This window comes from Streptomyces sp. G5(2025), assembly GCF_049542075.1.
GTDB lineage: Bacteria > Actinomycetota > Actinomycetes > Streptomycetales > Streptomycetaceae > Streptomyces.
The window spans coordinates 1,787,940-1,800,226 of sequence record NZ_JBMUZT010000006.1 but is presented as its reverse complement, the minus strand read 5'-3'; the positions used below and the strand labels follow the sequence as shown (position 1 = coordinate 1,800,226).

Annotated in this window: 7 protein-coding genes; 5 read left to right on the top strand and 2 right to left on the bottom strand. The window is 72.6% G+C overall.

Going from position 1 to position 12,287, the window contains the following annotated elements:
- Window positions 1-13: 13 nt before the first annotated feature.
- Window positions 14-2,293, bottom strand: a complete 2,280-nt coding sequence (locus tag ACOBQB_RS19035; RefSeq protein WP_423593247.1) for an FdhF/YdeP family oxidoreductase — start codon at window positions 2,291-2,293, stop codon at window positions 14-16.
- A 124-nt stretch (window positions 2,294-2,417) separates the two neighbouring features.
- Between ACOBQB_RS19035 and polA the strand changes: the two genes are divergently transcribed.
- The 5 genes from polA (at window position 2,418) to ACOBQB_RS19010 (ending at window position 9,752) form a co-directional block, all read left to right on the top strand.
- Window positions 2,418-5,171: a DNA polymerase I gene (polA, locus tag ACOBQB_RS19030; protein ID WP_423593245.1), complete on the top strand. Its 2,754-nt coding sequence runs from the start codon at window positions 2,418-2,420 to the stop codon at window positions 5,169-5,171.
- A 231-nt stretch (window positions 5,172-5,402) separates the two neighbouring features.
- Complete coding sequence (locus ACOBQB_RS19025) at window positions 5,403-6,410, top strand: serine hydrolase (RefSeq protein WP_423593243.1); 1,008 nt, start codon at window positions 5,403-5,405, stop codon at window positions 6,408-6,410.
- Window positions 6,411-6,594: 184 nt separating this feature from the next.
- Window positions 6,595-8,370: a lytic transglycosylase domain-containing protein gene (locus tag ACOBQB_RS19020; protein WP_423593241.1), complete on the top strand. Its 1,776-nt coding sequence runs from the start codon at window positions 6,595-6,597 to the stop codon at window positions 8,368-8,370.
- A 180-nt stretch (window positions 8,371-8,550) separates the two neighbouring features.
- Window positions 8,551-8,685 (top strand): SPW_0924 family protein, encoded by a 135-nt coding sequence (locus ACOBQB_RS19015; protein WP_423593240.1) that lies wholly within the window; start codon window positions 8,551-8,553, stop codon window positions 8,683-8,685.
- A gap of 68 nt (window positions 8,686-8,753) precedes the next feature.
- Window positions 8,754-9,752 carry a DUF3068 domain-containing protein gene (locus ACOBQB_RS19010; RefSeq protein WP_423593238.1) on the top strand — a complete coding sequence of 333 codons (999 nt, stop codon included), beginning with the start codon at window positions 8,754-8,756 and terminating at the stop codon, window positions 9,750-9,752.
- Here ACOBQB_RS19010 and hrpB read toward each other — a convergent pair.
- A complete protein-coding gene (gene hrpB / locus ACOBQB_RS19005; RefSeq protein ID WP_423593236.1) occupies window positions 9,749-12,283 on the bottom strand; it encodes an ATP-dependent helicase HrpB in 2,535 nt (844 codons plus the stop codon). The two genes, ACOBQB_RS19010 and hrpB, sit on opposite strands and share 4 nt — an antisense overlap.
- Between the last annotated feature and the right edge of the window lie 4 nt (window positions 12,284-12,287).

Genomic DNA, 12,287 nt, shown 5'->3' with positions numbered 1-12,287 from the left:
GCTGAGCAAACGCTCAGTCGAGCGACGATTGTTCCAGGCGTACGACGACGGACTTGCTGGCAGGGGTGTTGCTGGTGTCGGCGGTGGCGTCCAGCGGCACCAGGACGTTGGTCTCCGGGTAGTACGCGGCGGCGCAGCCGCGGGCCGTCGGGTAGTGCACGACGCGGAAGCCCGGCGCGCGGCGCTCCACGCCGTCCCGCCACTCGCCGACCAGGTCGGCGTACGTCCCGTCGGCGAGGCCCAGCTCGGCGGCGTCCTCGGGGTTGACCAGGACGACGCGGCGCCCGTTCTTGATGCCGCGGTAGCGGTCGTCGAGGCCGTAGATGGTGGTGTTGTACTGGTCGTGGGAGCGCAGCGTCTGGAGCAGCAGCCGTCCCTTCGGGACGGTGGGGTACTCGACGGGGGCGGCCGTGAAGTTGGCCTTGCCGGTGGTGGTGGGGAAGCGGCGCTCGTCGCGCGGGGCGTGCGGCAGGGCGAAGCCACCGGGGTGCGCGACGCGCGCGTTGAAGTCCTCGAAGCCGGGGATGACGCGCGCGATGCGGTCGCGCACGGTGGCGTAGTCCTTCTCGAACTCCTCCCAGGGGGTGCGGGAGGCGGGGCCGAGGGCGCGCCGGGCCAGGCGGCACACGATGGCGGGTTCGGAGAGCAGCTGGTCGCTCGCGGGCGCCAGGCGGCCGCGCGAGGCGTGCACCATGCCCATGGAGTCCTCGACGGTCACGAACTGCTCGCCGCCCGCCTGGACATCGCGTTCGGTGCGGCCGAGCGTCGGCAGGATCAGGGCGCGCGCGCCCGTGACGGTGTGCGAGCGGTTCAGCTTCGTGGAGACGTGCACGCTCAGGCGGGCTTTGCGCATCGCCGCCTCGGTCACCTCGGTGTCGGGGGAGGCCGACACGAAGTTGCCGCCCATGGCGAAGAAGACCTTCGCCTCGCCGTCGCGCAGGGCGCGGATGGCGCGGACGACGTCCAGGCCGTGGTGGCGGGGCGGCGCGAAGCCGAACTCCTTCTGCAGGGCGTCGAGGAAGGCGGGCGCGGGCCGTTCGAAGATGCCCATCGTGCGGTCGCCCTGCACGTTGGAGTGGCCGCGCACGGGGCAGACGCCCGCGCCGGGGCGGCCGATGTTGCCGCGCAGCAGCAGGAAGTTGACGACCTCGCGGATCGTCGGCACCGAGTGCTTGTGCTGGGTGAGGCCCATCGCCCAGCACACGACGGTGCGCTGCGAGACGAGCACCATGGCGAGGGCTTCCTCGATGCGCGCGCGGTCCAGGCCCGTGGCCTTCAGGGTCTCGTCCCAGTCGGCGTTCCGCGCGGCGGCGACGAACTCCTCGTACCCATGGGTGTGTTCGCGTACGAACTCCTCGTCGACCGCGCCCTCGGTCTCAAGGATCAGCTTGTTCAGGAGGCGGAAGAGGGCCTGGTCGCCGCCGAGGCGGATCTGGAGGAAGAGGTCGGTGAGGGCGGTGCCCTTGAGCATGCCCTGCGGGGTCTGGGGGTTCTTGAAGCGCTCCAGGCCGGCCTCGGGCAGCGGATTGACCGTGATGATCTTCGCGCCGTTGTTCTTGGCCTTCTCCAGGGCGGAGAGCATGCGCGGGTGGTTCGTGCCGGGGTTCTGCCCGGCGACGATGATCAGGTCCGACTTGTAGAGATCCTCCAGAAGGACGCTGCCCTTGCCGATGCCGATCGTCTCCGTCAGCGCGGAGCCGGACGACTCGTGGCACATGTTGGAGCAGTCGGGGAGGTTGTTCGTGCCCAGCTCGCGGGCGAAGAGCTGGTAGAGGAACGCCGCTTCGTTGCTGGTGCGGCCCGAGGTGTAGAAGACGGCCTCGTCCGGGGTGTCGAGGGCGGCCAGCTCCTCGGCGACGATGTCGAAGGCCCGCTCCCAGGAGACGGGTTCGTACCGTTCGGCGCCCTCCGCCAGGTACATGGGATGCGTGAGGCGGCCCTGCTGCCCCAGCCAGTACCCGCTGCGGGTGGCGAGGTCGGCCACGGGGTGCGCGGCGAAGAAGTCGGGGGTCACGCGGCGCAGCGTGGCCTCCTCGGCGACCGCCTTCGCGCCGTTCTCACAGAACTCCGCCTTGTGCCGGTGCTCGGGCTCGGGCCAGGCGCAGCCGGGGCAGTCGAAGCCGTGCTTCTGATTGACCCGCAGCAAGGTCAGTGCCGTGCGGCGCACGCCCATCTGCTGCTGTGCCATTCGCAGCGTATGACCGATGGCGGGCAGGCCCGCGGCCGCGTGCTGCACTTCGGCGACCTGTGGCGCGTCCTGGACCGGATCGCCCTTGGGCGGCTTGCTTGCCATGGTCGGCTCCCCTTCGAGCACGTACGTGAGCTACGTCTCCGATCCTCCCACGCACCGGTGACAATGCCGGGCTCAGGGGCGGGAGGGGACCGGACTGTCAGTGGGGCGTGGCAGGATCGGGGACGTGGCAGAAACAGCATCGAAGAAGAAGTCCGAGACCGTGGCGGCCAAGGCCCCGAAGGCGGGCGGCGAGCAGCGCCCGCGCCTGCTCCTCATGGACGGGCACTCCCTGGCGTACCGGGCGTTCTTCGCGCTGCCCGCGGAGAATTTCACGACCGCCACGGGCCAGCCGACGAACGCGATCTACGGCTTCGCGTCGATGCTGGCGAACACCCTGCGTGATGAGGCGCCCACGCACTTCGCGGTGGCCTTCGACGTCTCGCGCAAGACGTGGCGCTCCCAGGAGTTCCCCGACTACAAGGCGAACCGCTCCAAGACGCCGGACGAGTTCAAGGGCCAGGTCGAGCTGATCGGCGAGATGCTCGACGCGATGCACGCGGTGCGCTTCGCCGTGGACGGCTTCGAGGCCGACGACGTCATCGCGACGCTTGCCACGCAGGCGGAGGCGGCCGGCTTCGAAGTGCTGATCGTCACCGGCGACCGCGACTCCTTCCAGCTGATCACCGACCACGTCACCGTGCTCTATCCGACCAAGGGTGTCTCGGAGCTGACCCGCTTCACCCCGGAGAAGGTCACCGAGAAGTACGGCCTCACGCCCAGCCAGTACCCCGACTTCGCGGCACTGCGCGGCGACCCGTCGGACAACCTCCCGGGCATCCCCGGCGTCGGCGAGAAGACCGCCGCGAAGTGGATCAACCAGTTCGGTTCGTTCGCCGACCTCGTCGAGCGCGCCGAGGAGGTCAAGGGCAAGGCCGGGCAGAACTTCCGCGACCATTTGGAGGCGGTCAAGCTCAACCGCCGCCTGACCGAGATGGTGCGCGACGTCGAGCTGCCGAAGACGGTCGCCGACCTGGAGCGCGCTCCGTACGACCGCACGGCGCTCGCCATGGTCCTGGACACCCTGGAGATCCGTAACCCCTCGCTGCGCGAGCGTCTCCTGGCCGTCGACCCGGGCGCCGAGGAGGCCGAGCAGACCCCCGCCGCGCCCGGCGTGGAGCTGGACGGCGCGGTCCTGGGCGCGGGCGAGCTGGCCCCGTGGCTGGCCGAGCACGGCAAGGCGGTCCTCGGCGTGGCCACGGTCGACACCTGGCAGCTCGGTTCGGGCACCGTCACCGAGGTCGCGCTCGCCGCGGCCGGGGGAGCGGCGGCCTGGTTCGACCCGACGGCCCTGGACGAGGCCGACGAGAACGCGTTCGCGACCTGGATCGCCGACCCCGCCAAGCCGAAGGTGATGCACAACGCCAAGGCCGTCATGCGGGTCTTCCCCGAGCACGGCTGGTCGGTGGACGGCGTCACCATGGACACCGCCCTGGCCGCCTACTTGGTCAAGCCGGGCCGCCGCTCCTTCGCCCTGGACGCCCTCTCCCTGGAGTACCTGGGCCGTGAGCTGGCGCCCGCCTCCGCCGCCGACGGACAGCTCGCCTTCGGTACGGAGGAGGACGAGCGGGCCGAGGCGGACTTCTTGATGTCGCAGGCCCGCACCGTCCTGGACCTCGGCACCGCCTTCGGCGAGAAGCTGCGGGAGGTCGGCGCGAGCGACCTGATGCAGGACGTCGAGCTGCCCACGTCCACGCTCCTGGCCCGCCTGGAGCGGCACGGCATCGCGGCCGACCGCGCCCATCTGGAGGCGATGGAGCAGCAGTTCGCGGGCGCCGTGCAGCAGGCGGTGAAGGAGGCGCACGCCGCGGCGGGCCACGAGTTCAACCTCGGTTCGCCCAAGCAGCTCCAGGAAGTCCTCTTCGGTGAGCTGAACCTCCCCAAGACGAAGAAGACCAAGACCGGCTACACCACGGACGCCGACGCGCTGGCCTGGCTGGCCGCCCAGACGGAGAACGAACTACCGGTCATCATGCTCCGCCACCGCGAGCAGGCGAAGCTGCGCGTGACCGTCGAGGGGCTGATCAAGTCGATCGCCGCGGACGGCCGCATCCACACCACGTTCAACCAGACGGTGGCCGCCACGGGCCGCCTCTCCTCGACGGACCCCAACCTCCAGAACATCCCGGTCCGTACGGACGAGGGCCGCGCGATCCGCCGTGGCTTCGTGGTGGGCGAGGGCTTCGAGTCGCTGATGACGGCGGACTACAGCCAGATCGAGCTGCGCGTGATGGCGCACCTCTCCGAGGACGAAGGCCTCCTGGAGGCGTTCACCTCAGGCGAGGACCTGCACACCACCGTCGCCTCACAGGTGTTCTCCGTGGACCGTTCGAAGGTCGACGCGGAGATGCGGCGCAAGATCAAGGCCATGTCGTACGGCTTGGCGTACGGCCTGTCGGCGTTCGGCCTCTCCCAGCAGCTGAACATCGACGCGGGCGAGGCGCGTGCCCTGATGGACACGTACTTCGAGCGGTTCGGCGGCGTACGGGACTATCTGCGCCGCGCGGTCGACGAGGCGCGGGCCACGGGCTACACGGAGACGATGCTGGGCCGGCGGCGGTACCTGCCGGACCTCAACAGCGACAACCGGCAGCGCCGCGAGATGGCCGAGCGGATGGCGCTGAACGCCCCGATCCAGGGCACGGCCGCGGACATCGTCAAGATCGCCATGCTGAACGTCCACCGGGCGTTGACGGAGGCGAAGCTGGAGTCCCGGATGCTGCTCCAGGTCCACGACGAAATCGTCCTGGAGATCGCTCCGGGCGAGCGGGCGAAGGCGGAGGAGCTGGTCCGCCGGGAGATGGCCGGCGCGGTGGCCCTGCGGGCGCCGCTGGACGTGTCGGTGGGCGTGGGCCCGGATTGGGAATCGGCAGCGCATTAGCCTTCCGGGGGCGGGGCGGTGGGGAGCCGCGGCCTGGGCTGGGGCTTTCGTCTGCGCGACCAGCCCCCACCGCACCCGCAGAGAGAACCGCCCCGCAACCACCCCCTACCCCTCGGCAACCAACGCCCCGGGGGGCGCCCCCCGGCTCTAGCCCCGCGGCCCCGCAGGGCCCCTCACCCACGTGGCCCCCGCCCCCGCGCCCCCCGCACGCGGCCCCGCCAGGATGACCCCATGGCCCCTCACCTGCGAGACCTGCGAGCCCGCCGCCGGTCCATGATCGCCGCGGCGCTCACCACGGCCCTGCTGAGCAGCCCCATACCCGCGGCCGCCGCCGACGCCAGTGACCAGCAGGGCGCAGCCCTCTGCACGGCCGGCCGTGACGGTCCCCTCGCCGCCCGGGTGTCCCAGGACATCCGGGCGGCGCTGTCGTCCAGGGCCGGCAGCGTCTCCGTCTCCGTGCACGACACCCGCACCGGCCTCGTCTGCGAACTCGCGAGCCACCGCCAATACGACGCGGCCAGCCTCACCAAGGTGCTGATGATGGAGGCCGCGCTGCGCCGCGCGCAGGAGTGGGGCCGCGGCCTCACCGCCTGGGAGCACCGCCGGATCCGCCCCATGATCACCCGCTCGGACAACGACGCGGCCGGACGGCTCTGGAGCAACCTCGGCCGCCCCCACCTCTCCCGCTTCCTGCGCCGCGTCGGCACCACCGCCACCACCCTTGGCCCGTACGGCTATTGGGGTCTGACCCGCACCACGGCCGCCGACCAGCAGCGCCTGCTCGGCGTGCTCACCGACGCCCCGGGCGTCCGCGGGGTCCTCAGGCCGAACGCCCGTGCCTACGGCCTCCGGCAGATGGCCGACGTACGGAGCGACCAGCGCTGGGGCGTGCCCGCGGGCATGCCGCGCGGCGTCCGCGCCCACCTCAAGAACGGCTGGCTGCCGAGGACCGCGCACGGCTGGCGCGTGCACAGCGTCGGCGTGTTCACCGGCGGCGGCCGCACGTACCGCATCGTCGTCCTCAGCCACGGCAACCCCTCGATGGCCTACGGAGTGCGCACCGTGGAACGCGTCGCGCACGCCGTGCACCGCGCTCTCCACAGGGGCCGCGCCGTCGCCCAGGGCTTCACCCCGGAGAGCGAGATCAGTGAGGTCCCGGACGGGTCGGCCCCGCCGGAGGGCGACTTCACGGCGCCCGGGGAGGAGCCCGGCCGGGAGGGGGAGAGCCCCACGACGTAACAGCCCTGTCGCGGCGTACTGGCCAACTGGTAAAAACCGGGCACGAACGGGTGCCTGGGCGCGGGAAGTTGTCGTAGTGTCGCCAGAGCCGCCCCGCTGGGGAGCACGCGCGTACGAAGACGAGCGTGTACGGAGGTGGGGTCGGCGCGCAACAGTCGTCAAAAAGGGGAGGGGTGGCTCGGTCATGGCGCCGGTATTCGGCAGGCGACTGCGCAGGGGGGCGGTGACCAGCGCGGTGGCCGCGGCGGCGGTGGCGGCACTCGCCGCGTCGCAGGCCCCGGGCGTGACGGACGTCCCGCGCGGCGATCGCACGGCGGGAGCGGCGGACACGCCGCCGGGCGACTCCGCGACCGGTGACTCGCCCTACTACACCGATCTGCCGCGCCTCAAGAGCCCCACCCCCCTCCCGCCCAACGGTGGTGACAAGGAGGCCGAGGCGGGCGTGCCGGTCACTGTCCTCGACGCGTACAAGAAGGCCGAGGCCGCGCTCGCCGACGCCAAGCCCGGCTGCAACGTCCCCTGGGAGCTGCTCGCCGCCATCGGCAAGGTCGAGTCGGGCCACGCCTGGGGCGGCGGCGTCGACGCGAACGGCACGACGCTCAAGTCGATCACCGGCCCGCCCCTGAACGGCGACGGCTTCGCGAAGATCACCGACACCGACCGCGGCGTGCTCGACGGCGACACGACGCACGACCGCGCGGTCGGCCCCATGCAGTTCATCCCGTCGACGTGGGCCACCTCGGGCCAGGACGGCAACAACGACGGCAAGAAGGACCCCAACAACATCTACGACGCGGCGCTCGCCGCCGGCCACTACCTCTGCGCGAACGGCCGCGACCTGGCCGACGAGGACGACCTGCACAAGGCGATCCTGAGCTACAACCGCTCGACGGAGTACCTGAACACGGTCCTGTCGTGGCTGGAGTACTACCGCAAGGGCACCCACGAGGTCCCCGACGGCAAGGGCGTCCTGCCGGACGACCGCAGCGACGACCGCACGCACAACCCGGGCGTGACGCCGGGCGGCTCCGGCGGCAACGGCAACCGCGACATGACGGGCACCTACGAACCGCCCCGCGACAGCGGCAATCCGGGCAACGGCGGCAAGCCCGGCAATGGCGGCAAGCCCGGGAACGGCGGTGACGACAAGCCCGCCCCCACGCCCGCCGAGCAGGTCGCGCGGCTGACGGACGCGGGCACCGGCACGCTGGCCGCCACCGCGGGCGACGCCTTCGCCGGGCGCGTACAGGTGCGTACGGAGTCCGAGTCGGGCTCCGCCGTCGCCAAGGTCAAGGTGAAGTTCCGCGTCGTCGGTGACACGGACACCCGCTTCGAGGGCGGCGCGAGGAGCGTCGTCGTCACCACGAACGCCGCGGGTAAGGCCACCGCCCCCGCGCTCAAGGCGGGCGAGAAGGTGGGCCGGTTCACGGTGCGCGCCAGAGTCGTGGGCCGCACGCTGACGGGCCTCGACTACGCCGGTAAGGTGACCGCGCGTCAGGCCGATGCCCTGGCCAGGACCAGCGACAAGCCGCTGGTCTGTGAGGCGGGCAAGGAGTTCGCCGACCGGGTCGAGGTCAAGGCGACGTACAAGGGCCGGGCGGCCGCCGGTGTCGCGGCCACCGCCACCTTGATCAAGTCGGCGACGGACGCCACGCCCAACGACAAGGGCCCCTACTTCTCCAAGGACACGAGCGGCAATCCGGTCCGCGCCCTCAAGGGCCTCAAGACCGACGCGAACGGCCTGTTGAAGCTGCCGGTGCTGCACGCCGACGACGCGGCGGGCACGTATCTGCTGCGGATCGTCACGGCCGGCGGCGCCACCGTCACCGTCGAGCTGAAGGTGACCGCACCGACCACCCCGACGTCCCCGACGGATCCGGCCACACCGCCGGCCACCACCACCCCGCCGGCCACCACCACCCCGACCGGTCCCACCACTGCGGCCACTCCGACCGTCTGACCGCATCTCCCGCAGGCCCTACAGGACCGCCCCCGCGCCGCCAACGGCACGGGGGCGGTCCTGTAGGGCGCGACGTGTTCTCATCTCGCTCCCGCGTTGCTACGGTGCCCGACCTGACGCCCTATCAGTTCCGGTCGGCGGTCGACGGCCGACGACCGCCGACCGACTCGGGAGGCCCGCATGCGTGCCCTCATCGCCGCCGCCACCGGTCTCGCCGTCGCGCTCGCCCTGGTCCTGACCATCACGGCGATCGGCGCCCCGCCCGGCGAGACGTCCCCCAAGCCGCTGCTCACCACCGTCCCCAAGCACCCGTAGACGCACGGTCCCAAGCACCCGTAGACGCACTGTCCCGAGCACCCGTAGACGTAGGGAGGGTCGCCGCGATGCGCCGCAAGGCCAGCCTCGTCCTGCTCGCCTTCGCCGTGTTCTTCACGGCCATGTCCCCGCTCATGCGCTGGTACGCCTTCCCGCGCCTCGCGAAGATCCCGCCCGGCCAGTACCAGGAAGCCGTCCTGGAGGCGAAGAACCCCACGCTCATCGACTACGGCACGATGAAGGCCGAGAAAGTCGACAAGGTCACCATCGTGCAGACCCTCAAGGGCAACGTGGAGGCCTCGGAGGAGATCGAGAAGAGCGCTGACCGCGACGTCGTCGTCTGGGACGCGCTCTCCTACGTCCAGGACTCCGACGGCAAGATGGTCTCCAAGGTCCCCGAGCGCTACATCTTCGACGCGCACAGCCAGGAACCGGTGCACGCCACCGGGGAGTCGGTCGACGGGGACCCGGTCAAGCGCCAGGGCATCGAGTTCAAGTGGCCCTTCCTGACGGAGAAACGGGACTACGAGTACTTCGACGCGCAGGCCCGCGTCACCAAGCCCATCCACTACAAGGGCACCCGGACCTTCCGCGGCCTTGAGGTCTACTACTTCGAACAGACCATCCCCTGGACCGAGGTCCCCTTCCCCAAGACGATGCCGGTCAAGGGCATCACCCCGAAGTCGCTCGCCAAGACCGGCACCACCCGCTGGTACACCACCGTCCGCAAGTTCTGGGTCGAGCCGACCACCGGCGCCCCCGTCCACGGCGAGGAGATCCAGAAGAACGAACTGCGCGGCGGCACCCTCCTCGGCGGACGCGACAAGGTCACCGTCTTCGCCGGGCACGTGAAGATGCGCGAGGACTACATCGAGAGCACCGTCGACCTGGTCACGTCCCAGCGCGTCCTGGTGCTCCTGCTCACCTCCTACCTCCCCTGGGGCTTCCTCGGCCTCGGCCTGCTCCTGCTCGCGCTCTCCCTCTGGCTGGAGGCCCGCGGGCGCAGGCCGAGCGGCCCCGGGCCCGCGGCGAGGACCGGCCCCGAACCGGAACCCGTCAACGCCTAGGCGCTCCCGCCCTCCCGGGCCTGGCGCGCCTTGGTGTACCGGGTCGGCTCGGCCGACGCCGGGTCCTGCGGCCACGGATGCTTCGGATAACGGCCGCGCAGCTCCGCCCGCACCGCGCGGTAGCCCTCCCGCCAGAACGAGGCGAGATCGGCCGTGACGGCGGCGGGACGCCCCGCCGGCGACAGCAGGTGGACGACCACGGGCACCTGCCCACCGGCGATCCGAGGGGTCTCGGCCAACCCGAACATCTCCTGGAGCTTCACCGCGAGGACGGGCTGCCCGGGGTCGGAGTAGTCGATCCGGATCCTGGACCCGCTCGGCACCTCAAGCCGCTCCGGAGCGAGCTCGTCCAGGCGTACGGCCTCACCGGTGGCCCACGGCAGCAGCCGCCCCAGCGCCTGCCCCGCGTCGATGCGGCCGAGGTCGGCCCGGCGCCGCGCCTTGGACAGCTCGGGCTCCAGCCACTCGTCCACGCGCGCGTGGAGGGCGTTTTCCGATACGTCCGGCCACGGCGCCCCCAGGTGCCGGTGCAGGAAGGCGAGCCGCTCCCGCAGCTCCCGCGCCCCCCGCGACCACTTCAGCAGCCCGGTCTCTCCCTCCCGCAACCCGGCCAGCAGTGCTTCCCGTACGAGCTGGGGGTCGGGGTCCTTCAAGGGGCGTACCGTCAGCTCGACGGCCCCGAGGCGTTCGACGTGCCGCGCCACCAGGTCCCCGCCCGACCACGCCACCTCGTCCCGCTCGGAGCACAGCGGCGCGGCGGCGCTGCGCGCCGCGTCCTCGTCGATCTGCGCGCCGAGCAGCACGCGCGCGTGCCCGGCGCCGACGGGGCGGTCCGCCACGGCCACCGCGATCCACTCCGCCCCCGTCAGCGCGGAACCGGGGCGCAGCTCGGCGCGGGTGCCGTTGGCCATGAGGTACGTGCCGCCGCCGACCGCCCGGGCCACCCGCTCGGGAAACGCCATGGCGGCGACCACCCCGGCGACCCGTTCGTCGCTCCCGGCGCCGGAAGCCGTCGCACGGTCCGGGTCCCCGACCGCCGAGGCCAGGCGGCGCGTCTCCGTGCGCCAGCGCGCCGCGTAGCCGTCCTGGCCACGCCGAGCGGCCCGCCAGGCCGCGGCGAGCTCGTCGCCGTACTCCCGCGGCGGTTCCTCACTCAGCAGCGCCACCACCTCCGCGGCCCGCCGGGTGCCGACGAGCGGCGCCGCGTCCAGCAGGGCGCGGGCCAGGCGGGGATGCAGGCCCACCCGCGCCATGCGCGTGCCCCGCTCCGTCACCCGCCCCGCCGCGTCGACCGCGCCCACCGCCGTCAGGACGTCCCGCGCCGCCGCCATCGCGCCGCCCGGCGGGGGATCGAGCAGCGCGAGCCCAGAGGCGTCCGGATCGCCCCAGCACGCCGTCTGCAGGGCGAACGCGGCGAGGTCCGCCACCTTGATCTCCGGAGCCGGAAAGCGCGGCAGACGCCCGTCCTCGGCCTCCGCCCAGCACCGGTACACGGCCCCCGGCGCCTCACGCCCGGCCCGCCCCGCCCGCTGCCGCCCCGCAGCCTGCGAGGCCCGCACCGTCGCCAGCGCGCTCAGCCCACGCGCGTGGTCGACCCGCGGCTCGCGCGCCAGACCCGAGTCCACGACCACCCGCACGCCGGGCACCGTCAACGACGACTCGGCGACGGACGTGGCCAGCACGACCCGCCGCCCCGGCGACCCCGCGAGCACCGCGTCCTGCACGGCCGCCGGAGCCCGCCCGTGGACCTGCAACACCTCCACGTCCCCGAGGTCGCCCAGTTGCCCGGCCACCCGCGCGATCTCACCCACCCCCGGCAGGAAGCACAGGACGTCCCCGTCCCGCTCGGCCAGGGCCTGCCGCACCACCGACGCCACATGCGTGAGCAGCGCCGGATCGACGCGCATCCCGTGCGGCGGCCGCACCGGCCGGGCCGGCGGCGCCCACACCACCTCCACGGGGTGCGCGATCCCCTGGGCCTCCACCACCGGCGCGCCCCCGAGGATCCGCGCCCACCCCGCCGCGTCGGTCGTCGCGGACGCGGCCACCAGCCGCAGCTCGGGCCGCAGCGCCGCCCGCACGTCCACCAGGAAGGCCGCCACGGTGTCCGCGTCCAGATGCCGTTCGTGGCACTCGTCGATGACCACGACGTCCACACCGGCCAGCTCCTGGTCGCGTTGCAGCCGCTGGAGCAGCACACCCGTCGTCACGACCTCCACGCGCGCGCGTGGGCCCACGACGCGCTCGCCGCGCACGGTGAAGCCGACGCTCTCGCCCACCTTCTCGCCGAGTATCCAGGCCATCCGCCGTGCGGCGGCCCGTGCGGCGATACGCCGCGGCTCGGCGACGACGACCCGGCGTACAGCCTGTGAGCCGTCCAGCAGGCCGGCCAGCGCCAGCGGCACCAGCGTCGTCTTGCCCGTGCCGGGCGGGGCGCACAGCACCGCGCTGCCCGGTCCCTCCAGGGCGGCGGAGAGGCCGGGCAGCGCGTCACGTACGGGCAGGTTCAGGGCGGCGAGGTCACGGGTCACACGC